We start from the raw sequence: 26,452 nt of genomic DNA on the forward strand, positions 1-26,452 counted from the left end.
ATGGCCGCCTAAAGCCCTTCATCCCAATCACGCAAGGGCTGCACACCACGTTCGCGCAGCGCATCGAAATAGGCTTTCAGAACCGTTACAGCGCCATCCCCCCCGTCTTGCAGCCAAGGCTCGATAATATTGGGCAATCCGTCAACCCACGCCTGCTTGTCAGCTTCGGGCAGTTCGGACACTTGCAGGCCGGCTTCTTCCATTTCGGCCATGGCGACTTCCGCGCGTTCTGTCACATATGCGCCATGCGCCCGGGATGTTTCGCGGCCCGCTTCGCGCACGGCGGTCTGCACCGCTTCTGGCCAGCTGTTGAAGCTGTCAAGATTGGCGGCGATCCCGCCGAAATACATCGCCCCGACCCCGACCTGCGTCAGATAGGGGGCAACCTCATAGACGCGTGTCGGCTGGATGCCGGTGGCAAAGCTCAGCGCCCCTTCGGAAACGCCGGTCTGGATATCGGTGTAATATGTGGTCAAGGCACCATCCAGCGGTGTGGTGCCTGTGCCTTGCAGCCAGTTCGCCGATGTGCCGGGCGCGTTGATACGACGGTTATTGATGTCCGCCAGACTGTTGATCGGGAAGTTTGAGTAGATATCGTAGCTGTCGGTAATCAGAGATGACAGGTGCAGCATGTTCTGTTCTGCCCAGCTGTCACGCAGTTCGGGCAGGTTTTCTGTCAGTTCATCGAAGATTTCGATCAGCAATTCATGGTCACCAGTTGCAAAGGGCGTGAAATAGGTCACGTTTTGCAATGGCATGGCAGACCCCTCCCAGACTGTGCCAACCATGCCGATATCGACAATGCCATCCCGCACGGCTGTGCGGGTTTCGGTAAACCGGTACAGCGTGCCACCATAGGATTCGACCCAGTTGATGGCGAATTCGCCACCTGCTTCTTCCAGAAGGCGGTCAACTGTGGGCTGGAATGCGTTTTTCATGGCAAACGCCCAGATATTGCTTTCAGGGTGGCTGGAACCGATGTTGATGGTAATCGTTTGCTGCGCGGCCACGGGGCCTGCCATGGCAAACGCAAGTGCCAGTGCCGATGATGAAAGGCTAAATCTGATAGTCATGCTGTTCCTCCCTATAAGACAGCGGTGAAGTTGGTCTGGCTTGCCGGATTATGTGCCTTAGTCCGGCAATCGGTGAATAGAGCGCAGAATACGCTCGGGGGTCATGGGCATGCTGGTGACACGCCCACCCAAAGGCCGGATAGCGTCATTGATCGCATTCATGACAGCGGCAGGCGCACCGGCGGTTCCGGCCTCGCCTGCGCCTTTGGCCCCCAATTCGGATTCAAGCGTGGGTGTTTCGACATGCCCGATAATCATGTCAGGCATTTCAGCGGCCATGGGGACCAGATAATCGGCCATATTCGCGTTCAGCAACTGGCCCTCGCTATCATACAGGCTTTCTTCGTAAAGTGCCCCGCCGATGCCCTGGATGATGCCGCCGCGAATTTGTTCGTCGACAAGCTGCGGGTTGATGACGCGCCCGCAATCCTCAACGCACCAATGTTTCAGAAGTTTGACAAAGCCGGTTTCGGGGTCAACCTCGACATAGCTGGCCTGCACACCGTTGGTGAAGGCAAAGGGGTATTCGTTGGTGATGTAGTGGCGCGTGACAACCAGTTCCCGCGGCAGGTCTTTGGGCAAGGTATCGCCGCGGAAATAGACAATCCGCCCCAGTTCCGACAAGGGCAGGCGCGATGTTGTGGTTCCAAGATCGACAATCTGCCCGTCGACAATGTCCAGACTGTCGGGCGGGCATTGCAGCATTGCGCCCGCCACGGACAGGATATTGTCACGCAACGCGCGTCCTGCCTGAAGCGCCGCCTCGCCGCCGATGCCTGCGCCGCGTGACGCCCATGTGCCGCCCCCATAGGGTGTTGTCTGGGTGTCCCCCGTGATGACACGCACTTGATTTACGGGCACGCCAACCGCTTCTGCGGTGATCTGTGCCAGCATCGCTTCGGTTCCCTGACCTTGTTCCGTCACGCCCGACATGGCCACGACAGACCCGTCAGGGTCCATACGAACGGTGCAGCCGTCCTGCGCCGATATGCGCGCCCCGCCAATCCCGTACATGAACGGGCTGGGGTTTGTCAGTTCGATGAAGCTGGCGATGCCAATGCCGCGATATACCCCTTTTTCGCGCAAGCTGGCCTGTTCTGCGCGCAGCCCGTCATAGTCCATCATCTCGATCAGTTTGTTCAGGCTTTTCTGGTGCGACAGCCCCTCAAACCGCATATTCGCTGGCGATGTGTAGGGATAGGCCGTGTCGGCAATCAGGTTCCTGCGGCGCAGCTCAACAGGATCAAGCCCAAGCGTTTCTGCCGCCAGATCGACCATGCCTTCGGTCACAGCCGCAGCGATTGGGTGGCCCACTGCACGATATTGGCAGGTCGGGGATTTATTTTGCAGCACAACTGTTGTCCGCGCGCGGTAATGGGCAAAATCATAGGGGCCACCACACAGGTTGACCACCTGATTGCCCTCGATTGCAGATGTGCGCGGATAGACCGAATAGGGGCCGATGCCCGTCAAATCCTCGATATCCAGCGCAAGAATGCGGCCATCCTTGTCCAGCGCCATGCGGGCGTCGATTTCGTGGTCGCGCGCATGAATGTCCGTCGCAAAGGATTCCAGTCTGTCGGCAATGAACTTGACGGGCCGGCCAAGGATTTTGGCAATGGTCGCTGTCGCCACCTCGTCAGGATAGACATGAACCTTGATCCCGAAGGACCCGCCGACATCGCCACATATGACGCGCACTGCCCCTTCGGGCAATGACAGATGTTCGGCAAAGACGACCTGCATCATATGCGGTGCCTGCGTGGAATGGTAGACAGTCAGCTGCTGTTCGGCGCGGTTGAAATCTGCCAGAATCGAACGCGGCTCCACGCAAACGCCTGTATGACGGCCCGTTTTGAAACGCGCTTCGACAACGATGGGGGCTGTGCGCAAGACCCCGGCGGGGTCGCCGGTGACATGCTCGCGCTGGAAGGTCAGGTTGTCGCCCAGTTCCGGATGCAAGACCGGCGTGTCAGGGTCCAGCGCTGTGCGCATATCCGTCAGGGCGGGCAACGGCTCGTAGGACACCTCGATCAATGCGGCGGCTTCTTCGGCCTGCAGGCGGGTGTCGGCCACAACAGCGGCCACGGCTTCGCCTGTCCATGTTGCACGATCAACCGCAATCGGGTGCTGCGGGGCGGATTTAAGCCCTTTCAGATGGGCAAGAACAGCCACCCATGGCGTGCAATGCTGCGCCAGATCCGCGCCCGTGAATACACCGCGCACACCCGGCGCATTGCGCGCCTGTTCGGTGTCTATTTCCAATATGCGTGCATGGGCGTGCGGGCTGCGCACAAAAACAGCATGCAGCATGCGCGGCAGCACGATATCATCAACATAGCGCCCGCGCCCTTCGACCAGACGCCGTGCATTCGGGCGTGGGACTGTGCGGCCGATATAGCTGTTGGGGCGGTCGGGATTATCAAACCGGATGCTCATTCCGCGATCTCCTTTCGGGTGGATGACCGGGTGCGGGCAGTGGTCTCAATAGCGTCAACGATGGCTTCATACCCCGTGCACCGGCAATAATTCCCCGAGATATGCTCGCGGATATCCTCGCGGCTGGGAACACCTGTGTGACTGGTCAGGATATCGCGCGCGGCAAACATCATACCGGGTGTGCAAAAGCCGCATTGCAAGGCGTTGCGCGCGACGAAATTGTCCTGAAGATCGGCAATCTCCTTGCTGTCCGTGACCCCTTCTATGGTCCAGACATCCGCCCCGTTCAGCTGTGCCGCCAGAATCAGGCATCCCCGCACGATCTGGCCGTCAATCTGCAAGGTGCAGGCCCCGCAAACGCCATGTTCGCAACCGGCATGCGCGCCGGTCAGGCCCAGATCAAGGCGTAGGAAATCGACAACATGGCGGCCCGCAGGCACGCGTGCGTCAACACGTTCCCCGTTCACGGTCAGGGACACATCTACCTGTTGTTCAAATGCTGCCTGGTTCATTGTGCCTGCTCCATCCCGGTGTCAGTGGTGTTCAGATCCGCCATAACCCTGCGCAACAGCACCCCCGCCAGATGCCGCCTGTAGGCTGCGCTTGCATGTGGGTCACTTTCAGGATCAAGATCATCCTGAAGCGCGTTGATCGCATCTTCCAGCGGTGCGCCCGAATTCAGCGCCTGCATGGCACCTGTTGCCAGAACGGGCGTGTCGGATACCCCGAAATAGGCCAGCCGAATATTCTGCGGCCGTGATACAGCGGCCAGCCCGACAATCGCATAATCACCCGAACGGCGTGTCAGTTCCTGTATCACATGCTTCTCGGATCTGGCCATTAACGGCACATCGACAGCGACGATGATTTCATCCTCCTCCAGGGCGGTCATGAACAACCCTTCAAAGAAATCGTCTGCCGGAATGCGTCGTTCGCCATTTGGGCTGCGCAGCAGGATATGCGCGCCCAGGGCCATCATGCAGGCAGGAAGTTCGGCGGCGGGGTCGGCATTGGCAAGTGATCCCCCCAATGTCCCGCGAGAACGGATGGCAGCATGCGCGATCAGGGGTGCGGCTTGCGCAAGCAGGGGGGCATGCGTCGCAACCAGCGGGTCTTGTGCCAGCTCCGCGTGGCGGGTCAGGGCGCCCAGACGCAGGAAGCCGCCGGAAACCGCTATCCCGCGCAAGGTGGACAGATGGCCAATATCTACTAGCAGCGCCCCGTCCGACAGTCGCAGGTTCAACGATGCCACCAGCGACTGACCGCCCGCTATGACTCGCGCTTCGCCTTGCGCGCTGCCCAGCAATTCAAACATATGGTCCAAGGATTGCGCACGCGCATATCCGGCGACTGACGCTTTCATGACCCCTCCTTCGTCTGTCCGGCCCCTGCGCCTCTCTCCTCCCAGAGGGGTGCGCTTGGGCGTTGATCCTTATTGAGCAAATGATCTATAAAGGATTCTGATTTGGCAAGAGGGGAAATTCGTGCAAAGAAAAAATTTATTCGACGCACTGGTTTTTGAAGATGCAGCGGACGGGACATACGCATGGAAGTAGCAAAGACACTTCGTCGAAGGCTTTCACCGGAAGAACGCCGTGAACAGATCATAGATGCAGCCGTCATCTATTTCGCCGAGCATGGGCTGGATGGAAACACGCGCAGCCTGTCCAAGGACATGGGGATAACCCAGTCCCTTATCTTCAAGTATTTTGCGACCAAGGCCGACCTTATCGAAGCCGTCTACAACCGTGTCTATCTGGACCGGATTGCAGCGCACTGGCCTGATTTGGTTGAAGATTCCTCGCGCCCGCTACGGGACCGGCTGGTGCAGTTCTATACTGAATACGCCGATGCGATTTTCAGCTACGAGTGGATGCGCATTTTCATGTTTTCGGGGCTTGCGGGCGCGGAATTGAACAGGCGGTATCTGGACCATTTGCGACTGCTGGTTCTGGAACCGATCCTTGCGCAAATCCGGTCGCAGGCGACCACCCGGCGCGAACCGGATTTCGAGGATGTCTGGAACCTGCATGGCGGAATCGTCTATATTGGAATCCGGAAATATGTCTATCAGATGCCCATGGTAGAGCATGACAACGCGATTATTGCGCGCGCCGTTGACCGGTTTTTGCGTGATTTCGGTATTCCGGTTGATTCGCCCTGACCTGCCCTGCCAACCTTGACCAAAGCTGCCGCTTGCCCCTATTGCGGTAACAGGCCGTACATTGCGGTATCTATGATTGCCCCGCGCCATGCGGCCTGACGACACCCCCAACAGGCCGCCCCGCGCGTATTCAGGAGTGTGCCAAATGGAAAAGATTGCCCTGTTCGTTCCCGCCCGCTTTCCCGCAACTGGCACACAGCTTCAGACCTATGACGTTGTCGGCCCGGAAGCACTGGCCGCCGATGCGCCGATCCTGAAACAGGTGCGCGGGATCGCTGCGGCTGGATCAATGCCCATTGGTGCAGACCTGTTCGCGCGCATGCCCAAGCTGGAAATCGTCGCGAAATTTGGTGTGGGCTATGACACTGTTGATGTTGATGCAGCGCGCGCAGCGAATGTGGTTGTCACCAATACGCCCGATGTCCTGACAGATGAGGTTGCCGATCTGGCGATCGGTCTGCTGATTTCAACCGTGCGCCGGATCCCGCAGGCTGACCGGTTCGTACGAGAGGGGAAATGGCCATCCGGCGGGTTTCCGTTGTCGGGTTCCCTGCGCGGCCGCCGTGTCGGTATACTGGGGCTGGGCCGGATAGGGCGGGCCATTGCGGACCGGCTGGTCGCCATGCGGCTGGAGGTTGCCTATTGCACAAGAACACCGCAAACCGGACTGAGTTACGCCTATTATGACAGCCCGCTTGCCTTGGCGCAGGCCTGTGACGTGATGATCGTCGTTGTGCCGGGGGGGGCTGCGACCGACGGGCTGGTCAGCAAGGACGTGATAGAGGCGCTGGGGCCTGACGGGGTATTGATCAATATCGCGCGCGGGTCGGTCGTGGACGAAGCAGCTCTTATCAAGGCGCTTGAGAACGGGCGTCTGGGCGCCAGTGGTCTGGATGTTTTTGTGGATGAACCGAATGTGCCTGCGGCCTTGATGGCGCTGCCCAATGTTGTTTTGCTGCCGCATATCGGTTCGGCGACAGGGGCCACACGCGACGCAATGGGCGATCTGGTTCTGGCCAACCTTGAAAGCTGGTTCGCGGGGCGCGGGCCGTTGACACCGGTAAGCTGACAGCCGCTGCGGGCCATGCGCCGCGCCTTATGTGCGAAGCCAGTAATCTTCGGCGATGGCGCGGTTCAATTCCAGCATCTCGGACATTGCTTTTTGTGCGGCCTTGTGATCGCGTGCGGCGATGGCCTCGGCCACCGCGATATGCCCCTCTCGGCTGACCTTCTCGTTGTCGGGGTTTACCACACCGAACTCATACGACACGCGCAGCATTGTCAGGATGATCTGGCGCATTTGTCGCATGACGTTGTTTCTGGTCATGTCCAGAAGCGTGACGTGAAACTGGCAGTCAGCCGCGAACAGCGTTTCAACATCGACATGCGCCGGATGAATGGCATGCGCCGCCTTCAGCAGCGTCTGCACCTGTTCTGCGGTGCCCCGCTTCGCCGCAAGGGCGGCGGCGGCGGGTTCTATGACACTGCGCAATTCGGTTGTTTCCGCGAAGATCTGTTTGATGCGCGGGTGTGACGGGTCATGCCATGACACAACATCGCCATCCAGAAAGTTCCATTCCTCAACCGGACGGACACGCGTGCCATAGCGCCTAGCCGTGCGCACCAATCCCTTGCCCGACAGGACTTTCACGGCATCACGCACTGTGGCGCGACTTACGCCAAGGGAATTTGCCAGCTCGTCTTCATTCGGCATCACTTCATCTGGGGAATACACATCGTTGGTGATCCGCTGGCCCAGAATCTCGACAGATCGCTTGGCCACGCCAGTGGGCAGCGACGAGATTAATTCAGTCGGTATCTTCAAGTCGAGATGTCGGCGCGAAGGGCTTTCGATGATCTGGCGCATATCTTTTACATCTCCAATTTTTCTTTACATATGATCTAGAGTGAGTCATCCTACATCTTATGTAGCGCCACCCGGCCTGCACTGGCAACGCATAGGCATCAAAAAAGACATCCGCCTGCGGCCCCAGATCGATTGGAGGAGGAGGAAACAATGAATATGAAAAGTGCAATCTGCGCTGCAGCGCTTGCTGCAGCCACTTTTGCTTTCGGTGCGTCCCATGCTGACGCGACCGAAATTAAATTCGGCATCGGCATTCCAGAGGGGGACTTCCCCGAATATAATGCCCTTGTCCGTTTCAAGGAATATGTCGAGTTCAAAACCAACGGCGAACTGACCGTGCGGCTGTTCCCCAATAACCAGCTTGGTGGCGAACGCGAGATGATCGAGATGGTCCAGCAGGGCAGTCTCGAACTCAGCTTTCCGGCTGATGGCGCGATGAGCGGCTTTTACGCGCCCATGCAGGTCTGGTCGATTCCCTATCTGTTCGAATCTGCCCCTGTGGCATGGCGCGTTCTGGAAAGCGAATTCGCTGAAAGAATGAAAGACGACATTCTGGAACAAACCGGCATCCGTGCGCTTGCCTTTTCGCAAAACGGTTTCCGGTCCTTCACCAACAATATCCGGCCCCTGATCAACCCCGAAGACATGAGCGGGCTGAAAATCCGTACCATGGAAAGCCCGGTTTACATGGAACTGGTGAATTCGCTTGGCGCGACAGCCGTGCCAATCAGCGGGGCCGAAGTGGTGATGGCGTTGCGTCAGGGTGTGGTTGACGGGCAGGAAAACCCGCCAGCCGTGGTCTATGGTGGCGGCCATGGCGAGGTTCAGAAATATTACACCCTGAACGAACATACCTTTGGCCTGCATGTCATTATTGCCAATGACGACTGGTTCAATTCGCTGGAACCGGGCCATCAGCAAGTCATTCAGGACGCGGCCCTTTTGATGGCGTGGACCGAAAACCTTCAGAAAACCGAAGGCGACTGGCGTTTCAGCCGCCAGCTGGCCGAGGAACTGGGCATGGAAATCCACGTTTCGACCCCGGAAGAGAAGGCGGCATTCAAGGAAATCACCCAGCCCGCTGTGCTGGACTTCATCCGCGGCAATGTCGGCGATGATCTGGTCGACGAACTGATCGCAACTGTGGAAGATGCAAAAGCCACCCTTTACCGGAATTGATCACTTCCAGCCCGTGGCCTTGCCATGCACCAGCCGCAGGGCCACGGGCACCACGCTTTCCATACCAACGAAAACGCGGCCCGCGCGGCCACAGAATTCATGGGTCATAGATGACACGGATAGCCACCCTTGCCGCCCGCGTGCTTGCGATGAGCACGGAAATCATTGCGGGCCTTCTGCTGATTGCAGTGACACTTCTGAACCTGACGCAGGTCGGCGGGCGCTACTTCTTCAATACCGGCTTCAGCTGGACCGAAGAAGTGATGCGATATTCCATGATCTGGCTGATGATGCTGGGCAGTGTCGCATGCATCTTCCGGGTTGAGCATATGGGCATTGAGGTTCTGGAAGGACTGGTCCGTCCGAACCTTGTGCGGTTTGTGAAATCGGCGCTGTATTCTGTCGCCGCAATTTTCTGTGTGGTTATCCTGTATTATGGCTGGCCACTTGCCTTGCGCAACGCGGCACAAACTGCCCCTGCATCGGGCATTCCCATGATCATACCTTATGCCGCCTTGCCCGTCGGGGCGGCCCTTATGCTGGTGCAGATTGCGCTTAGCTGGCTTTCAGGGTTCGAGCCGGATGACGCGGGCGCTGTCAATGCAGACACGCAGGACACGGGCCGGACAGGAGCTGGCCAATGATCTGGGTTGCAATTCTGGGCCTTGGCCTGTTGTTCATCGGGGTTCCTGTGGCATTCGCCATCGGACTTGCCGGCATTCTTGGGGTCTGGCTGTCGGGCATCCCCCTTTCTGTGACAGCAACGCGGTTGTTCACCGGCGTGGACAGCTTCATTTTCCTGGCGGTCCCGTTCTACATTCTGGCGGCTGAGATCATGAGTCAGGGTGGCATTACCGCGCGGCTGATTTCCATCGCATCCGCAGCCACAAGCTGGCTGCGCGGGGGGACGGCCTATGCCAATATCGGCACGTCGGTGCTGTTTGCGGGCATATCCGGTTCGGCAGTGGCCGATGCTGCGGCACTCGGACGGGTGTTTACGGAAGAGATGCCGAAAGAAGGCTACACCAAGGAATATGCCGCCGCCGTCACGGCCGCATCTTCGATTGTGGGACCAATCATTCCACCGTCAGGGCTGGCCATCATTATGGCCGCTGTCACGGGCCTGTCGGTCATTGACCTGTTTCTGGCGGGCATTCTGCCGGGGCTGTTGCTGGGCGGGGCCTGCGCTGCGGTTGTCGCGATTGATGCGTTCCGCAAGCGCGTTCCGAAACCCCGACGTCTGGTGTTCCACCGCGACGGGGCCATACGCATGATCATCGAGGCAGTGGCGGTCCTGACCCTGCCGGTCCTTATAATCGGGGGCATGCTGGCAGGGATCTACACCGCCACAGAGGGCGGCGGAATCGCCGTTGCCTATGCGGTTTTCCTGTCCATGGTCGTGTTTCGCGTGATGGATTTGAAAGGACTATGGAAGGCGTTTTTGCGCGCGGCACGCACATCCGCCACAATCTATCTGCTTGTGGCTGCGGCCACGATCCTGTCCTACGCGCTGAATTTGCTGGGCATCGCGTCATGGGTGGCCTCAACCGCGAGTATCTTTGAACAAAGCCCGCTATTGTTTTTGTTCGCGGTCGCGGTCCTTATGCTGGTTCTGGGCACCTTTCTGGACATTGGCGCGGCGATCCTGATCTTTGCACCGCTGCTTATGCCTGTGGTCTACCAGCTTGGCATCGATCCGATGCAGGCGGCCATGGTCATCATGCTGACTCTTGCCATGGGTCTGGTCACGCCCCCTGTCGGTGTCGTGCTGTTCGTGATGATGCGTGTGGGGCGCGTACGAATGTATCCGTTGATCCGGGCGCTTGTGCCGTTCCTGCTGGCACAATTGCTGGCCATCGCCCTTGTCTGCCTGATTCCGGGCATTTCAAGCTATCTGCCGGACTTGTTAAACTAACGCGCCCTGCAAGACGGGCCTATCGCAAGGCAAGAGGATTTTATGAAGATTACGGGCATCAGCACTGTGGTTGTCAACGCCATTCACCGCAACTGGGTTTTTGTGAAAGTACAGACCGACCAGCCCGGCCTGCATGGCTGGGGCGAGGCAACGCTGGAATGGAAAACCCGCGCCGTGCTTGGCGCACTGGAGGATCTGGAACAGTTTGTCATTGGCGAAGACCCGCGCCGGATTGAACATATCTTCAGCAAGATGACCAAGTTCAGCTTCTGGCCGCTTGGGTCAATCGGTATGACGGCAGTATCGGCAATTGATCAGGCGCTTTGGGACATCAAGGCCAAGGATCTGGGCGTGCCGGTCTGGCAGTTGCTGGGCGGGCAGGTGCGCGACAGTGTCAGGGTCTATACCCATATGCGCCGCGCGCGGATCGGTGCGCAGGTTGGCACTGCTGATATTGGCGCATTCTGTGATGCGGTTCAGGAAACCGTTGAAATGGGGTATAATGCTGTCAAACTGGGGTTTGTGCCCTATTCGGGATATGAAGCGCCCTTGCCGGATTTGTTGCATGTCGAAAAACTGGCGCAAGCCGTGCGCGACAGGGTCGGCCCCGATATTGCGATTATGACGGATTTTCACGGCAGACCCGCATCCCCCGAAGTGGCGAAGGCCTATATTGATGTGATTGCGCCGATCAGCCCGCTTTTTGTGGAAGAACCCATCCAGCCGGGCAACGCTGTCGCGATGGCGGGACTGGCGCAGCGCGTGAATTGCCCGCTGGCCACGGGGGAACGGTTGTTCACACCGCGCGAATTTGCAGAACTGGCCGAGCATCGCGCCGTTGCACATATCCAGCCTGACCTAAGCCATTGCGGCGGGGTGACGGGGGGGCGCAAGATTGCCGCCATCGCCGAGGCCGGCCAGATGGGCGTTGCGCCGCATAACCCGATGGGGCCGGTGGCAGGTGCGGTTGCATTGCATTTTGACGTGGCAACGCCCAATTTTGTCATTCAGGAAGAGGCCGTGGGGCTTGTCCCTTGGTTTGACGAGATTTTTACCCACCCCATGCAGTTGGATAACGGGAATTGGCGGGTTCCGACAGGTGTGGGTTTCGGCGTCGAAATCAACGAGGAGGCTGCCGCGCGCTATCCCTTCAAACCAGAGGTTGTTCCGGCCGTGGATGCCATACTGCCCGATGGCACGATCGCAAACTGGTAAACCGGATCTGCACACTGTGATGCAGTTTTGCTGCATGCGCGGGGCGCAAGCGGGCAGGGTTGTGCAAACCTTGATTTCGCCACCACAACGCTGCCCGACTTGCCCGATTGCAGATCAGACCGGATTAAGGATCATCACCGCAACGGTATAGACTGCCGTGCCCACGAAAAAACCGAGCACCAGCCACAAACGCAGAGTATCCATCTGCGAACTCCATATTTATGTGATATTGAACCCGCAGCGCGGGCAGAACCTGTCAGATCATGTGATCTGCGCAGGCGGCGCGCGTGCAGGCGGACATTGGGCTATGCGCCGATAATGTGGCGCAGCCGACGCGCGCCCGCACAGCAGTTGCGCCCGCTGGGCCGCGCCATGGATATGGTCGGTCAGGCAAGTCGCAGGCTCTTCGCCGCTTGACGGGCTGGGCTGGTGCTCTTCGCTGTCGCGCCCGGTGAACTCGCTGCACAGCACAGCAAGTGTTTGCGGCTGCGAATTACCTGACTGAAATTCCGAAAACGCAGAAATGCGGGCCTGCGACAGCCCGCTTAGGGTTAGAATAACAATCAGAATATACGCGAAATAACGCATGTCAGCGCAAGCCATAAGACACGATCCCGCAGGATAAGCGCAATTGCTGGCTGCTGTCCATGCAGACTTTTTCGACAACACGGTAATATGAATGTAGATGGGGCATATGAATGCGCACCTTCATAAACCATAAGCTAGAATATTCCTGTAAGAAACTGTTTACAAAAGAGTATTTTGACAAGAAAGATCAACAAGGGTCAATTCCGTGCGCAACAGGACTATAACCATGCACACTCGTGGCAAACCGAGAAACAAAAAAGGGCCCGCATGATGCGAGCCCTTGGCTTTTGCGTTGATGACCGGATTATCAGCCTGGAGACTTGTTGGGCCCGGGGACTTCCTGCTGCGCGTTTTTTCATACATCTGACGCATCTTTTCCTGATCGAAATTGTTCTCGTAGTTCGGCATGGTGAAGGGTGAATGCCCCTGAGAAAATCCTGACTTATGCGAAAATGCCGCAGAGAAGTGATCGATCAGGCAAACCTTGTCGGGGGTGAGCGCGGACATACTGAAGGCTTCAATCAACAATTCGATCACCAGCCCCCCACCGATGACAGGCAGCGAATGACAAACGCTTCAGGAAATCCTCGGTCACAAGATCTTCAATCTGAACGCCTGCCTTGAGCTCCTGTCCTGGACAGGGACCCGGGCCGGGAATGTCCGGATGCAGTTCCGGGGCGAGCTTTACGTCTCCAGGGCGCTCCGGAACCCAGCCATGCGCGGCTGCCCCGTCTGCCTGCGCGAAGACGCTGCCGGGGCGTCGGGGCCGCCGTATGGGGCGATGGCCATGCGGGGGGACTGGCAGCTGCGGGAGGTGACGGTCTGCACCCGCCACGGTCATCCGCTGGTCCCCCTGTGGCAGGCCGCGGCCCCGCGGGATCGCTTCGATATCGGTGCGCGGCTCCGGGAGATCGAAGCGGACATCATGTCTGGGGCGTTGGACCGGCCGGCCCGGGCACCATCGGCCTATGACCTCTGGCTTGACCGGCGGTTGGAGGATGGGAGGGATGACACATGGCTGAGGGATCACCCGGTTTTTGTGGTGACAACCCTGTGCCGCTTACTCGGGCAGGCCGTGTTGAGAGAGGACAGCCCGGGGGAGGAATACGCTTCCGGGCGGATCCACGCGGCGGGGTTTGAAATCGTCGTGGACGGGGCGGCGGAAATCATGGCGGCCCTCGACCGGATCGCGACCATTTCAACCGGGGCGTGGGATGAACCCCAAAAGGCCTTCGGGCCGCTCTATACGAAGTTAAACCGAGATTATCTGCACGAATCCGGGTTTGACCCTTTCCGAAATATCCTGCGGGATTGCATCCTGGACAACTGGCCCCTCGGCCCGGGGGATGTTGTCTTGGGGGAGGCGGTGCGAGAACGACTGCTCCATTCCCTTCTGACCGCGAAGAAGGAGACCGGAATCGGGACGACAGTATTGGAGCATTTCCTGACCGAAGCCGGGGCGATCCGCCCGAATGACCCCCGCCCCCTCGGCCGAAGATTATTCGACGCCCAGGCCCATGCCGGACTTCTGGCGGAGATCCCAACCCTCGTTGGGCCGATTGCGATGAGGAAGGCGATGGGGGCCACCAAGATGGAGCTGATAGCCTTGACCGAAGAGGGACTCTTGTTTCCCCGGACCCAGGTTGAGAAAGTGAAGAAACCTTGGCGCATCTTAGACGGGATGGCCCTTGTCAATGAATTGTCCGCTCGTTCAGTCCCGGTATCAGGTGATGACCGGAACTGGACCACGCTTCTACTCGCGCGAAAGCAAACCGGGGTCAGTCTTGTGGAACTGGTTGAGGCGGTCCGGAATGCGCGTTTGAAGGTCGGCCGGCGGGTTGGAGTGGTGGGGTTCCACGGGATTGTCGTTCGATTAGCCGAGGTGGACCGTATGGCTACCCCGAGAACTCTGCTCGACGGGGCAAAGGCCGATGACGTGCCCGCGGGTAACTTCGAAAGGAATGTACCTTCTGCCGGTGGCAGGACGATTAATTCGTATTCAAGGTTGTCGTTGAAAAAGGTCTCGTTAAGAGCGTGAATCACCTTCCGGGCGCTTTCCGCCGTCTTGATGAACGTATCCAGCTTCAGAAAATGATAGCTGACGTCGAAATGAATGTAGAGGCGGTCAGAACGCCCGTCGAATTCCCAAACCAATGCGTCTGTCATGCGGCTAATACCCTCTACCGTCACAGGAAAATCGTAAACCCCGGCGACTTGGCCGCGCAAGACAAACTTGGCATATGTAGGCCATAAGAATGGCCTCAGAACAGGAAACCATCAGAAGAGAATGGCGTGCTCTGAGAGGTAGGAGGTCAACACTTCCGGCCTCCGCATCAAAACAACGGCTTCCACCGGAAAAGTCGCAGTTCGGGCGCCAGACGACTCAAATCCTCAAATTATTATTTATAACAGATGGTTACGTAAAAAACCTGATGAAGGTCAAAAATAACGCTTGACACGGTGCGCAGCAAAAAACGCCGTTTTGCGCACTCATATGCCCGTCATACACATGAAAAACCTTGGCGATCCCGGGAGGACTCGAACCCCCAACATCCTGATTAGAAGTCAGGTGCTCTATCCAGTTGAGCTACGGGACCGTGTGGATGGTTTTGACGCATCGCTGGTGGAATTGCAATCAGGTGTCACTACGCTTCATGCAAAAAGGCCCCCGGCGAAACCGGAGGCCCTGAATCCAATGCCATCATTCAGGCTGCGGTCTGCGCCTTTGCGACATCGCGCTTGATTTTCTGGGCGTTTGACGAAAGCTCTTCGTCCTTGGCGCGTGCAAGATACGCATCCAGACCACCGCGGTGATCTACCGAGCGCAGTGCAGCGGATGATACGCGCAGTTTGAAGCTGCGACCCAGCGCTTCGGACTGAAGCGACACATCTTGCAGGTTCGGCAGGAAGCGACGGCGTGTCTTGTTGTTGGCGTGGCTTACATTGTTGCCCGACATCGGGCCTTTTCCGGTCAATTCGCAGCGGCGCGACATGGCTTTTCCTCGACTTTTTCATAAGGGCGGGTGACAAAACAGCCAGACCGCCACATACCAAAGGGCACTGCTGCGCAGCGCCGTGAATTTCGTTCCCGCGCTATTAGGGGGTATCGTGCGTCGCGTCAAGCGATTCCGGCGGATTTGTCTGCTGCATTTCGGGCCATATGCGCGCAAACAGGTCTTCCGCAGCCCGGCTTGCCGTGATCTGCCCTTCGGCAACCTGTCCGGACAGGGCCTGCATGACGCCGCGCGCTTGCGGGCTGTCCAGTCGCGCAAGCAATGTCTGGCGCACCTCTTCCTGAAACCAGTGGCGTGCCTGGTCGGCACGGCGGGTGTCCCAATGGCCATGTGTGCGGCGCCAGTCCACCAGTTTGCGGATCTCGGACCAGGCCACATCAAGGCCGGAAATATCCAGTGCGGACACTGTCATGGCCTTTGGAAAACCGTCGGGATCTTGTGGTCGGCGGCGCAGCAGGCGCAAGGCCCCCGCATAATCGGCACAGGTGCGCATGGCCGCGGGTTTCAACGCGCCATCTGCCTTGTTGACCAGAATGATATCCGCCGCTTCCATGATGCCGCGTTTCACGCCTTGCAATTCATCCCCGCCGGCAGGCGCCAGCAACAGCAGGAAAATATCCGACAGTTCCGCAACGACGGTTTCCGACTGGCCGACACCCACTGTTTCGATCAGCACGACGTCATATCCTGCGGCTTCGCACAGGGCCACGCCTTCCCGCGTGCGGCGTGCGACCCCGCCCAGATGGGACTGGCTGGGGCTGGGGCGGATAAACGCGTTGGGGCTGCGCGACAACTGCTCCATCCGTGTTTTGTCACCCAGTATGGACCCGCCGGTGCGCTTGCTGGACGGGTCAACCGCCAGCACGGCCACGCGCAGCCCCTGTTCCACCAGCATCAGGCCAAAACTCTCGATGAATGTGGATTTACCAACGCCGGGTGTGCCCGAAAGGCCGATGCGAATTGCCTCTCGACCAGTGCGGGCCAGTGTTTCCAGCAAGGCTGTTGCCTGTGCGCGGTGTTCGGGGCGTGTGCTTTCGACAAGCGTGATTGCACGCGCGACGGCGCGGCGTTCACCGCGTTGCACCGCATCTGCCAGGCTTGCGATATCCATAGGACCCCCCGTGTTTTGCGTTGTCCCAAATGGCCCGCAAATGCCGTGTTTGTCCAGCCCTGCCCCTGTCGCGCGACAGGGCGCATTGCATGATTGCCCCGAATGGCGGCATAAGCCCCAATATGCGATTGCCCATTGATGATATCCTGCCCGCGCTGAAATCGACCCTTGCAGATATGGGGCGCGTGGTGCTGCAAGCGCCGCCGGGGGCGGGCAAAACAACGCGCGTGCCGCTTGCGTTGCTGGAACAGGTCGCGGGCCGCATACTCATGCTGGAACCGCGCAGGCTGGCGGCACGCGCCGCCGCCGAACATATGGCCCATATACTGGGTGAACAGGTGGGCCAGCGCATTGGCTACCGCATTCGCGGCGATTCCGTAACAGGCCCGAACACCAGAATAGAGGTGGTGACCGAGGGCATTCTGACCCGTATGTTGCAACATGATCCGGAACTCTCGGGTATCGGGGCCGTGATTTTTGACGAATTTCACGAACGCTCCGTGAATGCGGATCTGGGCCTTGCCCTGAGTTGGGAGATACGAGAGGCGCTGCGCCCTGATTTGCAGCTTGTCGTCATGTCTGCCACGCTGGATGCGGCACCTGTTGCAGAAATGCTGGACAATGCGCTGGTTCTGACGGCCCAAGGGCGCAGTTTTCCGGTTGAAACCCGCTGGCTTGACCGCCCCCTTGCGCGCGGGGTGCGTTTTGAACGCGCCGCAGCCGACCTGATTGCGCAAGCGCTTCGTGACGAAACAGGGTCAGTGCTGGCGTTCCTGCCCGGCGAAGGGGAAATCCGGCGGGTCGCGGCCGCATTGGGCGCGAGGCTGCCTGCGGACACTGTGCTGCACCCGCTTTATGGTGCCTTGCCATTCGCGCAGCAGCGCGCGGCATTGATGCCGGCACGAGCAGGGCGCAAACTTGTCCTTGCGACCGCGATTGCCGAAACCTCTTTGACGATCGAAGGGGTGCGCGTGGTGGTGGATTGCGGGCTGGCACGGCGCGCAAGATTTGATCCCGGCAGCGGCATGTCGCGGCTGGTGACCGAACGCGTGACCCGCGCCGAGGCCGAGCAGCGGCGCGGGCGGGCAGGCCGCATGGCGGCGGGCGTGTGTTACCGCATGTGGGCCCGCCCAGAGGAGGGCGCGCTGCATGCCTTCACCCCGCCAGAGATCGAGCGCGCAGATCTGGCAGGGCTGGCGCTTGATCTGGCGGTCTGGGGCAGTGACACGGGCCTGCGGTTTCTGACCCCGCCCCCGCCCGCAGCACTGGCCGGGGCGCGGGCGCTTCTGGGCGATCTGGGCGCGCTTGACGATGGGGGGCGCATTACGTCGCATGGCCGCGCCATGGCGGGTTTGCCGCTGCATCCGCGACTTGCGCATATGGTGTTGCGCGCGGGGCGCGAGGCCGCGCCGCTGGCTGCGTTGCTGTCCGAACGGGACATTCTGCAATCGGCCCCCGCCGATCTGGCCTTGCGGATCGAGGCTTACAAGGATCCGCGCCGCTTCAGCGATACCCGTCCCTATACCATAAATCAGGCACCCCTTGCGCGCCTGCGAGAGGACGCGCGCCGTCTGGCGCGTTCGGTCCCTGATATCCCGAAGCGCGGGTATTCCAGCGCGGAAATGGTCGCGCTTGCCTATCCCGACCGTATCGGGCTGCGCCGCAAGGGCGATGATCCGCGCTATGTGCTTGCAGGGGGCAAGGGGGCCTTTCTGGATGCGGGTGACGGGCTGGCGCAAACGCGTCTGCTTGTTGTCACCGATACCGATGGCAATCCGCGCGAAGCCCGCATCCGGCAGGCGATTGCCCTATCCGAGGGCAGTTTGCGCCAGCTTTATGCCGACCGGATTGTCTGGCGGCAGGTTTGCGACTGGTCCAGACGCGACCAAAGGATCATTGCCCGCGAACAGGAACAATTCGGTGCGCTGGTGCTGGCCGACCGGCGGTGGCAGGATGCCGCCCCTGACGCGCTGGTCACTGCCGCTTGTGCGGGCATGCGCGACATTGGCCTGCCCCTGTCCGATGCCGCGCGCCGTCTCATTGCCCGCGTGGAATTGCTGCGGGCCCAAGGGGTGGGGCTGCCCGACATGTCCACGGATGCGTTGCTGGCGGGGCTGGAAGGGTGGCTGGGGCCGTCCCTGATACAGTGCCGCACCGCAGCCGATTTGCGGGCGGTTGATATCCTGCCCGCCCTGCGTGCCATGCTGGATTGGGGGCAGTTGCAGGACCTGGACAGGTTGGCGCCCGCGCATTTTGTCACGCCGCTGGGCAATAAGGTTGCGATTGATTACAGCGGTGATGCACCGGAAATAGCCGTGCGCCTGCAAGAAATGTTTGGCGTATCGCAGCATCCGTCCATTGGCCCGGACCGCGCGCCCTTGCGTGTGGTTCTGCTGTCACCGGCGCGCAGGCCCGTGCAGGTAACTATGGATTTGCCGGGTTTCTGGGCAAACAGTTATAGCGATGTGCGCAAGGATATGCGGGGGCAATACCCCAAACACCCCTGGCCGGAAGACCCGCTGACCGCAGACCCCACCCTGCGCGCCCGCCCGCGCCGCCAGCCCTGACACGACAGGCGCAAGGCCGCATCGCTTTGTGTCTGTTCCGGGGTAAGGGGGGGCGGCGTGTGGCGGGGAGATTGCCCCGCGCGTCAACATAATGGCTGGCTGCAACACCATGCCCCCTGCGGGCTACTTTGTTCGGTGGTGGCCCCTTTTTGCAGTCCATACTTGCGGGGTGTCGTCTGCGGCAGGAAACGCATCATCCCCTACCTTCTAGGGCCGGCAAACCTTGCGCCGACCTGCGCGCCATATATCGTTCCGCCGACCCGCCGACCCGCCGACCCGCCGACCCGCCGTTCCGCCTTGCCTATCGGCATCGGCATGTCCCAGACGGGCGCAGGTGCCGGACAGAAGGGCAGGCGCGGGGCCACCTATCCCGTCATCTTCTCGCCCTGCAAATGCGACACTTTCCAAGGTGCCTTGGTGTCGGGGGCACCGAACAGGTACCCTTGCAGGCAATCGACGCCCATATCGATCAGAATGCGCGCATCTTCCGCCGTTTCGACGCATTCGGCGACAGTAAACATATCGAAATGTCGTGCAATCGAGACCAGCGCCTGTGTCAGTATCTGGTTATCGGGGCTTTCGCTGATGCCGCGTATGAAGTCACCGTCAATCTTGATGATGTCGAAATAGAAATCCTTCAGATAGCGGAACGCAGTATAGCCCGCACCGAAATCATCCAGCGCGAAACAGATGCCGCGTTCCTGCATGTCCTGCATGAAAACAGTCACCAGATCTGGCATGACAATCGCCGATGATTCCGTGATTTCAAGGATCAGTCGTTCACCGATGGTGGGGTCCTGACGCAATCCGCGTTCCAGCGTTGCCAGCCAGTCCGGGTACCCGATGGAGCGTGCGGACATATTGATGGACAGGCGGATATTCGGTTCAGCGGCCAGCGTGTTCAGCCCCATTTCCAGCGCCAGACAGTCAATCTTGCGGCCCAGTTCCATGGTTTCGACAGCGCCCATGAAATCACCCGCAGGAATGATTCTGCCCGTCGGGTCCATGATCCGGATCAGCCCTTCGTAAAACGCGGCGCGGCGCGGCATGCGGGCCTGCACCACGGGCTGGAACGCTAGCATGGCCCGCCGGTCCCGCAATGCGCCTTCAACCAGACGGATGGCGTCCTGCCGTGTCTGTTCTGCGGCCATGGCAAAAGGGGAAGAATGCGCCACATCGTCGTCATAGGGCCTGCCGGAAAATTGGTTTGGCATCAGGTTACTCCAAGTCTTTTCCGGAATGTGCCGCATCGCGCTTAATCGGCAGTTAAATTCGGGCGTTTTGTTAAAATGCCTTGCGTATTTGCCTATCGTGTCTGCGATGGCCGCACTGATTGCCTTCGCTTGCGGGCGCGCGTATAGCGGTTTTCAATATCCGGTAGCGTCAAGGGGCAGCAATCATGGGCGAATCTTCGGCAAACACTATGTGGGGCGGGCGTTTTGCGGCGGGACCACATGCGATCATGGAGGCGATAAACGCCTCTATCGGTTTCGACCGGCGTATGGCGCAGCAGGACATAAGCGGATCACGCGCACATGCGGCCATGCTGGCGGCCACTGGAATCATCTCGACGCAGGATGCACAGGCCATCGATCAGGGCCTGCAACAGGTTCTGGCCGAGATCGAGGGCGGAACCTTCGCGTTTTCAACCGCACTTGAAGATATTCACATGAATGTCGAGGCCCGCCTGTCCGAAATTATCGGCACGCCGGCAGGGCGGTTGCACACGGCGCGGTCGCGCAATGATCAGGTCGCGCTGGATTTTCGGATCTGGGTGCGCGACCAGTGCGATGCGGCCATTGCCGGGCTGGATGCGCTGATGCGTGCGTTTGTGACCCAGGCCGAGGCAGGCGCGGACTGGGTTATGCCCGGCTTCACCCATCTGCAAACCGCACAGCCTGTCACATGGGGCCATCATATGATGGCCTATGTGGAAATGTTCGCCCGCGACAAGGGCCGTTTTCAGGATGCCCGCGCGCGCATGAACGAATGTCCCCTTGGGGCTGCGGCACTGGCGGGCACGTCCTTCCCCATCGACCGCCAGATGACCGCCGCGGCGCTGGGCTTCGACCGGCCCACGGCGAATTCGCTTGATACTGTGTCGGACCGCGACTTCGCGCTGGAATTTCTGGGCGCTGCCAGCATTTGCGCGATGCACCTGTCGCGCTTTGCCGAAGAACTGGTGATCTGGTCCTCCGCACAATTCCGCTTTGTGCGGATGTCGGACCAGTTTTCCACCGGCTCCAGCATCATGCCGCAAAAACGCAATCCCGATGCCGCCGAATTGCTGCGCGCCAAGATGGGGCGCATACTGGGGGCGACCGTGGCGCTGTTCACGGTAATGAAGGGGTTGCCGCTGACCTATTCCAAGGACATGCAGGAAGACAAGGAACAGGTGTTTGACGCCGCCGACAACCTTATGCTGGGGCTTGCCGCAATGGCGGGTATGGTCAGCGATCTGACCGCCAATCGCGCCGCCCTTGAAGCGGCGGCCAGCGGGGGGTTTTCTACCGCCACCGATCTGGCCGACTGGCTGGTGCGTGAACTGAACCTGCCCTTCCGGGAGGCGCACCACGTCACCGGCAGCTTGGTCAAACTGGCCGAGGATAAGGGCTGTGACCTGCCCGACCTGACGCTGGAAGACATGCAGAATGTGCATGGTCAAATCACGCAAGCGGTCTATTCTGTGCTGGGCGTGCAGAATTCCGTCAGCAGCCGCACCAGCTATGGCGGCACGGCCCCTGCGAATGTCCGCGACCAGATCGCGCGCTGGAAAGGAATGTTGAAATGAAATATGCCCTGCTGGCCTGTGTGTTGTTGCTAGGTGCATGCGGCGCCGAAGCCCCGCCAAGCTATCCGGCACCATCGCAAACCGGAGTCAGCGTCACAGGCGAAGCCCGCATCGGCGTCAGTACCGAACTATGACGCCGCTGCGCATGATCTATCTGGCGCTGGCCATCTGGGGCACGATCCATCCGATGTATTGGTTCATCACATGGTTTGTGCAAAACGAATGGTCGCTGATGGCCATGGTGGATGCATGGCACGCCAATGCCGCCACCAGCGGGTTGGTCTGGGATCTGACGATTGCGGCTGTGGCGCTGACGCTGTTTGTTATTGTCGAAAGCTGGCAGCGCCGCCGTTTCATCGGGCTTCTGGCCATTCCGGCGACATTCTGCATCGGGGTGTCTTGCGGTGTGCCGCTTTATCTGTTCCTGCGCTCGCGCCCTGATTGACCATATCTTCATCTTGCCACAAATACTCTCGCCGAAGGCACACGCCCCAACCCTCTTGCCCGCCGCCTGACCGAAAGCGCCCCTGATGGACCATTTCCTATATCGCAACGGTGTCCTGCATGCCGAAGATGTGCCCCTGACCCGCATTGCGGCCAGCGTGGGCACGCCGTTTTATTGCTATTCTACTGCAACATTGACCCGCCATTTCCGCCTGTTTCAGGACGCGCTGTCGGGCATGGACCATCTTGTGTGCTTTGCCATCAAATCGCTGTCCAATCAGGCCATATTGCAGACATTGGCCGAACTTGGCGCGGGCATGGATGTGGTGTCTGGCGGCGAATACCGCCGCGCCCTGGCCGCAGGCGTGCCGGGGGACCGGATCGTGTTTTCCGGCGTGGGCAAGACGCGCGCGGAAATGGAATATGCGCTGGCCCATGGTATCCGGCAATTCAACGTGGAATCGGCCGAAGAATTGCGCGTCCTGTCCGCCGTGGCCAGCGCCATGGGCGTGGTTGCCCCGATCACCCTGCGCGTGAACCCCGATGTCGACGCCAAAACCCATGAGAAAATCGCCACAGGCCGCAAGGAAGACAAATTCGGCGTTCCCATCGCACAGGCCCGCGCCATCTATGCCGAAGCGGCCACCATGCCGGGCATCGAAATCGTCGGCGTTGATGTGCATATCGGCAGCCAGTTGACCGACCTTGCGCCTTTTGAGGCCGCATTTACAAAAATCGCCGATCTGACACGCGAATTGCGCGCCGATGGCCATACCATCCGGCGGCTGGATCTGGGCGGGGGGCTTGGCATTCCCTATACGCGGTCGAATGAGACCCCGCCCCTGCCGTTGGAGTATGGCGCCATGATCAAGCGCGTTCTGGGCGATCTGGATGTCGAGATCGAGATCGAGCCGGGCCGCCTGATTGCGGGCAATGCCGGTATTCTTGTGGCCTCGGTCATCTATCTGAAACAGGGCGAAGGGCGCGATTTCCTGATCCTTGACGCCGCGATGAACGACCTGATCCGCCCTGCCATGTATGGCGCGCATCATGATATTGTTCCGGTTGTGGAACCGCATGCCGGTGTGGAACAGCACCCTGTCGATATTGTCGGCCCTGTCTGCGAATCAGGTGATACCTTCGCCAAGACCCGCAATATGCCGCCGCTGGCCCCTGATGATCTGGTCGCGTTCCGGTCTGCCGGCGCATATGGCGCTGTCATGTCGTCGGAATACAACACCCGCCCCCTGATCCCCGAAGTTCTGGTGAAAGATGATCAATATGCTGTCATCCGCCCCCGCCCGAGCTTTGACGAAATCATCAAGCGCGATACATTACCGGAATGGTTTACGCAAAAGCCGTGATGCCCATGGCACGCTGAGAGGGTTGATGTTCCACCGTAAGAAATCAGCAAACACACCCGCTGCCCTTGGCCGCGCGTTGCGCGGGACGCTGGCGGGGTTGTGGGCTGAACGGCTGGTGCGCGCCTTCTGGCCCTTCAGCAGCCTTGTTTTGCTTGCTGCCGCAGCCCTTGGGTTCGGGGTGCAGGACCACCTTGCCCCGCTATGGGGGAATGTTGCCCTGTTCGCGCTTCTTTTGGGTGTGTTGGCGACATTGCTTTTGGGGGCATGGCGTTTGCAGGTGCCGTTTTCAGCGGATGCCGCACGCCGTCTGGATCAGGCATTGCCGGGGCGGCCCCTGTCCACGCTTGCCGACCAGCAGGCCATTGGCGCGGATGATGCGGCATCGGCGCGTGTCTGGGCCGTGCATCTGGCGCGGATGCAGGCGCGGCTTGCGCATGTGGCCCCCGTGCGCGGGGACTTGCGGCTGGCGCGGTTCGACCGCTATGGCTTGCGCTACATCGCATTGACGGCGTTTGCCGTGTCGGTGTTGTTCGGCGCGCCCACGCGCGTGGGCGAAATCACGGATCTTGCGCAGATGTCCGGCCGCGCCGAGGCGGTGGCCCTTGGCCCGTCATGGGAAGCATGGGTGCAGCCGCCCCCCTATACCGGACGGCCCAGCCTGTATTTGAACGAGGTGGATCGCGCCCGTCTGGAATTGCCGCAAGGCAGTCGCGTGACTGTGCGGTTCTATGGCCAGCAGGGGGTCATGTCGGTGCATGAAAGCCTGTCGGACAGAACCGACCCCGACACCACCGACATGGCGCAGGATTTCGAGATTGAAAGCTCTGGCCGGTTAAGCATTCGTGGTCCCGGCGGGCGCGACTGGGAAGTCGCCGCACTGGCCGACCGCCCCCCGAGTGTGCGGCTGGATGGCATGGCGCAGCGTGAACGCGGCGGGCTGATGCGGCAGGATTTCAGCGCCGCCGACGATTATGGCGTGGTCGAGGGGCGTGTCCATATCGATCTGGACCTTGACAATGTGGCGCGTGATTTCGGCCTTGCCGTGGCGCCGGAGCCCCGCGATGTGATCTCGGTGGCGCTGCCCCTGCCGGTGTCGGGGTCGCGCGCGGAGTTTTCCGATGCCTTCATCGAGGATTTCTCGCAGCACCCATGGGCCAACATGCCCGTCACTGTGGCCCTTCAGGTTGAAGATGCGCGTGGCCAGCAGGGCGACAGCCAGACGGTTGAAATGACACTTCCGGGGCGGCGGTTTTTCGACCCGATGGCGGCGGCAATCATCGAATTGCGGCGCGACCTGCTTTGGTCGGGCGAAAATGCCCCGCGTGCGGGCCAGTTGATGCGCGCGATCGGCCACCACCCCCAAGATGCGTTTCGCGGGGTCGAGGCACGGATCAGGTTCACCGAAACCCGCGACCTGTTGCTGGCCCGTCTGGAGGACGGGGGCCTTGACGGGGCCATCCGTGATGATCTGGCGCAGCGCATGTGGGATCTGGCCGTGCTGCTGGAAGAGGGCGAGCTGGCCGACGCCCGCGAAAGATTGCGCCGCGCCCAAGAGCGTCTGGACGAGGCCGTTCGCAGCGGTGCCGACCCGTCCGAAGTGGCCGAACTGATGGACGAATTGCGCGAGGCCATGCGCGATTACATGCGCCAGCTGGCCGAACAGCCGCGCGAACGCGGCGAGGCCCCGCCAGATGGCGAAAGCATGGAGATTACGCAAGACCAGATACAGGAACTTCTGGACCGCATACAGGAGTTGATGGAAGAAGGCCGCATGGACGAAGCTGCGCAACTTCTGGCGCAGTTGCAGGCATTGTTGGAAAACCTGCAAATGGCCGAAGGGCAGGGGGGCGAAGGCATGCCCGGCAATGAAGCCATGGAAGGGTTGGGGGATGCGCTGCGTGAACAGCAGAATCTGGCTGACGACACATTCAACGATTTGCAGGACCAGTTCCGGAACGGGGATGACGGGGACGATGGGGACGCGCAGGATGGCGGGCAGTCCTCCTCGGATCTGGCGGAACGCCAGCGCGGACTGGCCGACCAGTTGCGCGATCAGCAACTCTCGCCCCTGCCCGGCGAGGGGACGCCCGAAGGGGATGCCGCACTGGAGGCGCTGGAACGTGCGCAACGCGCCATGGAAGATGCCGCCGAGGCGTTGGAGCAGGGCGAGAACAGCGAGGCGCTGAACCGGCAGGCCGACGCCATGGAGGCCATGCGCGACGGTCTGCGCGCCATGAACGAGGCGGGCAACCAGAACCAGCGCGACCAGCAACAAGGCGATCAGGGCACGGAAACAGGCGGCGATGGCGGGCGTGATCCGTTGGGCCGTGACCGCAATCAGGGCGGCGATGTCGGCACCGATCAGGACATGCTGCAAGGCGGCGATACCTATCGTCGCGCGCAGGACCTGCTGGAAGAATTGCGCCGCCGGTCTGCGGAACTGGACCGGCCAGAGGCCGAACTGGACTACCTGCGCCGGCTTCTGGACCGTTTCTGACCGCCGCGCGCCGCTTGGGCACTTGACGCAAACACAGCCGCGCCCTATACGCCGCAATGTCTGCGGTCGGAATCGGCCAGCGGACCTTTTTCTGTATGGGCGCGCCTGCCAACTTCGGGCAGGTCTGGGCCAGCGGAAAACGGCGAATGAAAAGCATGACTGACCTCTGGCGGGCACATTGGTGGACCCGGACGAAGACCAGAGCTCTCGGACAGCGTTACATC

General features: G+C 60.2%; 23 protein-coding genes and 1 tRNA gene. 13 read left to right on the forward strand and 11 right to left on the reverse strand.

The annotated features are described in order from the left end of the window. Nucleotides 1–8 precede the first annotated feature (8 nt). From ACTIE1_RS05565 to ACTIE1_RS05580, 4 genes are read right to left on the reverse strand one after another with little or no spacing between them, the layout of a single operon-like run. Complete coding sequence (locus tag ACTIE1_RS05565) at nt 9–1,073, reverse strand: C4-dicarboxylate TRAP transporter substrate-binding protein (protein WP_439561428.1); 1,065 nt, start codon at nt 1,071–1,073, stop codon at nt 9–11. A gap of 57 nt (nt 1,074–1,130) precedes the next feature. Then, nucleotides 1,131–3,512: a xanthine dehydrogenase family protein molybdopterin-binding subunit gene (locus tag ACTIE1_RS05570; protein ID WP_439561427.1), complete on the reverse strand. Its 2,382-nt coding sequence runs from the start codon at nt 3,510–3,512 to the stop codon at nt 1,131–1,133. After that, nucleotides 3,509–4,024, reverse strand: coding sequence for a (2Fe-2S)-binding protein (locus ACTIE1_RS05575; RefSeq protein ID WP_439561426.1), 516 nt, complete (start codon nt 4,022–4,024; stop codon nt 3,509–3,511). Before ACTIE1_RS05575 ends, ACTIE1_RS05570 begins: the two co-directional genes overlap by 4 nt. After that, a complete protein-coding gene (locus ACTIE1_RS05580) occupies nt 4,021–4,875 on the reverse strand; it encodes an FAD binding domain-containing protein (RefSeq protein WP_439561425.1) in 855 nt (284 codons plus the stop codon). The genes ACTIE1_RS05575 and ACTIE1_RS05580 overlap by 4 nt, the downstream gene beginning before the upstream one ends. Nucleotides 4,876–5,058: 183 nt before the next feature. Here ACTIE1_RS05580 and ACTIE1_RS05585 point away from each other — a divergent pair, with 183 nt between their 5' ends. Both ACTIE1_RS05585 and ACTIE1_RS05590 read left to right on the forward strand, forming a co-directional pair. Next, entirely contained in the window at nt 5,059–5,676 is a 618-nt protein-coding gene (locus ACTIE1_RS05585) for a TetR/AcrR family transcriptional regulator (protein ID WP_439561424.1), read from the forward strand. A gap of 145 nt (nt 5,677–5,821) precedes the next feature. Next, entirely contained in the window at nt 5,822–6,745 is a 924-nt protein-coding gene (locus tag ACTIE1_RS05590; RefSeq protein ID WP_439561423.1) for a 2-hydroxyacid dehydrogenase, read from the forward strand. A gap of 27 nt (nt 6,746–6,772) precedes the next feature. Here the strand turns inward: ACTIE1_RS05590 and ACTIE1_RS05595 are convergent, their stop codons facing one another. After that, entirely contained in the window at nt 6,773–7,459 is a 687-nt protein-coding gene (locus ACTIE1_RS05595) for a FadR/GntR family transcriptional regulator (protein ID WP_439563294.1), read from the reverse strand. Nucleotides 7,460–7,693: 234 nt separating this feature from the next. On the opposite strand from ACTIE1_RS05595, the gene ACTIE1_RS05600 reads away from it, so the two are divergent. From ACTIE1_RS05600 to ACTIE1_RS05615, 4 genes are all read left to right on the forward strand, one after another. After that, a complete protein-coding gene (locus ACTIE1_RS05600) occupies nt 7,694–8,722 on the forward strand; it encodes a TRAP transporter substrate-binding protein (protein WP_439561421.1) in 1,029 nt (342 codons plus the stop codon). Between the two features lie 110 nt (nt 8,723–8,832). Further along, on the forward strand, nt 8,833–9,366 hold the full coding sequence (locus tag ACTIE1_RS05605; RefSeq protein ID WP_439561420.1) for a TRAP transporter small permease: 534 nt from the start codon (nt 8,833–8,835) through the stop codon (nt 9,364–9,366). Beyond that, nucleotides 9,363–10,637, forward strand: coding sequence for a TRAP transporter large permease (locus ACTIE1_RS05610; RefSeq protein WP_439561419.1), 1,275 nt, complete (start codon nt 9,363–9,365; stop codon nt 10,635–10,637). Before ACTIE1_RS05605 ends, ACTIE1_RS05610 begins: the two co-directional genes overlap by 4 nt. A gap of 42 nt (nt 10,638–10,679) precedes the next feature. Further along, the gene (locus ACTIE1_RS05615; RefSeq protein ID WP_439561418.1) at nt 10,680–11,852 is read left to right on the forward strand and encodes an enolase C-terminal domain-like protein; all 1,173 of its coding nucleotides are present in this window, start codon (nt 10,680–10,682) and stop codon (nt 11,850–11,852) included. 261 nt (nt 11,853–12,113) lie between these two features. Here ACTIE1_RS05615 and ACTIE1_RS05620 read toward each other — a convergent pair whose 3' ends face one another. Together ACTIE1_RS05620 and ACTIE1_RS05625 are read right to left on the reverse strand one after the other, a co-directional pair. Further along, nucleotides 12,114–12,440 carry a hypothetical protein gene (locus ACTIE1_RS05620; protein ID WP_439561417.1) on the reverse strand — a complete coding sequence of 109 codons (327 nt, stop codon included), beginning with the start codon at nt 12,438–12,440 and terminating at the stop codon, nt 12,114–12,116. Nucleotides 12,441–12,599: 159 nt separating this feature from the next. Continuing rightward, on the reverse strand, nt 12,600–12,977 hold the full coding sequence (locus tag ACTIE1_RS05625) for a hypothetical protein (protein ID WP_439561416.1): 378 nt from the start codon (nt 12,975–12,977) through the stop codon (nt 12,600–12,602). A 91-nt stretch (nt 12,978–13,068) separates the two neighbouring features. On the opposite strand from ACTIE1_RS05625, the gene ACTIE1_RS05630 reads away from it, so the two are divergent. Beyond that, nucleotides 13,069–14,478: a TniQ family protein gene (locus ACTIE1_RS05630; protein WP_439563306.1), complete on the forward strand. Its 1,410-nt coding sequence runs from the start codon at nt 13,069–13,071 to the stop codon at nt 14,476–14,478. 482 nt (nt 14,479–14,960) lie between these two features. On the opposite strand, the gene ACTIE1_RS05635 is transcribed toward ACTIE1_RS05630, so the two are convergent. From ACTIE1_RS05635 to meaB, 3 genes are all read right to left on the reverse strand, one after another. Then, nucleotides 14,961–15,037 (reverse strand) — tRNA-Arg (locus ACTIE1_RS05635). Between the two features lie 108 nt (nt 15,038–15,145). Next, nucleotides 15,146–15,433, reverse strand: coding sequence for a 50S ribosomal protein L28 (gene rpmB, locus ACTIE1_RS05640; protein WP_439561415.1), 288 nt, complete (start codon nt 15,431–15,433; stop codon nt 15,146–15,148). 103 nt (nt 15,434–15,536) lie between these two features. After that, the gene (meaB, locus tag ACTIE1_RS05645) at nt 15,537–16,565 is read right to left on the reverse strand and encodes a methylmalonyl Co-A mutase-associated GTPase MeaB (protein WP_439561414.1); all 1,029 of its coding nucleotides are present in this window, start codon (nt 16,563–16,565) and stop codon (nt 15,537–15,539) included. Nucleotides 16,566–16,654: 89 nt separating this feature from the next. On the opposite strand from meaB, the gene hrpB reads away from it, so the two are divergent. Further along, nucleotides 16,655–19,132, forward strand: coding sequence for an ATP-dependent helicase HrpB (gene hrpB, locus ACTIE1_RS05650; RefSeq protein WP_439561413.1), 2,478 nt, complete (start codon nt 16,655–16,657; stop codon nt 19,130–19,132). Between the two features lie 365 nt (nt 19,133–19,497). On the opposite strand, the gene ACTIE1_RS05655 is transcribed toward hrpB, so the two are convergent. Then, a complete protein-coding gene (locus ACTIE1_RS05655; protein ID WP_439561412.1) occupies nt 19,498–20,346 on the reverse strand; it encodes an EAL domain-containing protein in 849 nt (282 codons plus the stop codon). Between the two features lie 185 nt (nt 20,347–20,531). Between ACTIE1_RS05655 and argH the strand changes: the two genes are divergently transcribed. The 5 genes from argH (at nt 20,532) to ACTIE1_RS05680 (ending at nt 26,228) form a co-directional block, all read left to right on the forward strand. Continuing rightward, nucleotides 20,532–21,923: an argininosuccinate lyase gene (gene argH / locus ACTIE1_RS05660; protein ID WP_439561411.1), complete on the forward strand. Its 1,392-nt coding sequence runs from the start codon at nt 20,532–20,534 to the stop codon at nt 21,921–21,923. After that, a complete protein-coding gene (locus tag ACTIE1_RS05665) occupies nt 21,920–22,057 on the forward strand; it encodes a hypothetical protein (RefSeq protein WP_439561410.1) in 138 nt (45 codons plus the stop codon). The genes argH and ACTIE1_RS05665 overlap by 4 nt, the downstream gene beginning before the upstream one ends. Further along, nucleotides 22,054–22,368 carry a DUF2834 domain-containing protein gene (locus ACTIE1_RS05670; RefSeq protein ID WP_439561409.1) on the forward strand — a complete coding sequence of 105 codons (315 nt, stop codon included), beginning with the start codon at nt 22,054–22,056 and terminating at the stop codon, nt 22,366–22,368. Before ACTIE1_RS05665 ends, ACTIE1_RS05670 begins: the two co-directional genes overlap by 4 nt. 85 nt (nt 22,369–22,453) lie before the next feature. Further along, nucleotides 22,454–23,731 carry a diaminopimelate decarboxylase gene (gene lysA / locus ACTIE1_RS05675; RefSeq protein WP_439561408.1) on the forward strand — a complete coding sequence of 426 codons (1,278 nt, stop codon included), beginning with the start codon at nt 22,454–22,456 and terminating at the stop codon, nt 23,729–23,731. 25 nt (nt 23,732–23,756) lie between these two features. Next, nucleotides 23,757–26,228, forward strand: a complete 2,472-nt coding sequence (locus ACTIE1_RS05680; RefSeq protein ID WP_439561407.1) for a DUF4175 domain-containing protein — start codon at nt 23,757–23,759, stop codon at nt 26,226–26,228. Nucleotides 26,229–26,452: the final 224 nt, after the last annotated feature.

Source organism: Roseinatronobacter sp., assembly GCF_051859525.1.
Classification (GTDB): Bacteria; Pseudomonadota; Alphaproteobacteria; order Rhodobacterales; family Rhodobacteraceae; genus Roseinatronobacter.

Coding starts and splice junctions, on each gene's coding strand:
- ACTIE1_RS05565 (WP_439561428.1), bottom strand. CDS start 1,073: ATGACTATCAGATTTAGCCTTTCATCATCGGCACTGGCACTTGCGTTT.
- ACTIE1_RS05570 (WP_439561427.1), bottom strand. CDS start 3,512: ATGAGCATCCGGTTTGATAATCCCGACCGCCCCAACAGCTATATCGGC.
- ACTIE1_RS05575 (WP_439561426.1), bottom strand. CDS start 4,024: ATGAACCAGGCAGCATTTGAACAACAGGTAGATGTGTCCCTGACCGTG.
- ACTIE1_RS05580 (WP_439561425.1), bottom strand. CDS start 4,875: ATGAAAGCGTCAGTCGCCGGATATGCGCGTGCGCAATCCTTGGACCAT.
- ACTIE1_RS05585 (WP_439561424.1), top strand. CDS start 5,059: ATGGAAGTAGCAAAGACACTTCGTCGAAGGCTTTCACCGGAAGAACGC.
- ACTIE1_RS05590 (WP_439561423.1), top strand. CDS start 5,822: ATGGAAAAGATTGCCCTGTTCGTTCCCGCCCGCTTTCCCGCAACTGGC.
- ACTIE1_RS05600 (WP_439561421.1), top strand. CDS start 7,694: ATGAATATGAAAAGTGCAATCTGCGCTGCAGCGCTTGCTGCAGCCACT.
- ACTIE1_RS05605 (WP_439561420.1), top strand. CDS start 8,833: ATGACACGGATAGCCACCCTTGCCGCCCGCGTGCTTGCGATGAGCACG.
- ACTIE1_RS05610 (WP_439561419.1), top strand. CDS start 9,363: ATGATCTGGGTTGCAATTCTGGGCCTTGGCCTGTTGTTCATCGGGGTT.
- ACTIE1_RS05615 (WP_439561418.1), top strand. CDS start 10,680: ATGAAGATTACGGGCATCAGCACTGTGGTTGTCAACGCCATTCACCGC.
- ACTIE1_RS05620 (WP_439561417.1), bottom strand. CDS start 12,440: ATGCGTTATTTCGCGTATATTCTGATTGTTATTCTAACCCTAAGCGGG.
- rpmB (WP_439561415.1), bottom strand. CDS start 15,433: ATGTCGCGCCGCTGCGAATTGACCGGAAAAGGCCCGATGTCGGGCAAC.
- meaB (WP_439561414.1), bottom strand. CDS start 16,565: ATGGATATCGCAAGCCTGGCAGATGCGGTGCAACGCGGTGAACGCCGC.
- hrpB (WP_439561413.1), top strand. CDS start 16,655: ATGATTGCCCCGAATGGCGGCATAAGCCCCAATATGCGATTGCCCATT.
- ACTIE1_RS05655 (WP_439561412.1), bottom strand. CDS start 20,346: ATGCCAAACCAATTTTCCGGCAGGCCCTATGACGACGATGTGGCGCAT.
- argH (WP_439561411.1), top strand. CDS start 20,532: ATGGGCGAATCTTCGGCAAACACTATGTGGGGCGGGCGTTTTGCGGCG.
- ACTIE1_RS05665 (WP_439561410.1), top strand. CDS start 21,920: ATGAAATATGCCCTGCTGGCCTGTGTGTTGTTGCTAGGTGCATGCGGC.
- ACTIE1_RS05670 (WP_439561409.1), top strand. CDS start 22,054: ATGACGCCGCTGCGCATGATCTATCTGGCGCTGGCCATCTGGGGCACG.
- lysA (WP_439561408.1), top strand. CDS start 22,454: ATGGACCATTTCCTATATCGCAACGGTGTCCTGCATGCCGAAGATGTG.
- ACTIE1_RS05680 (WP_439561407.1), top strand. CDS start 23,757: ATGTTCCACCGTAAGAAATCAGCAAACACACCCGCTGCCCTTGGCCGC.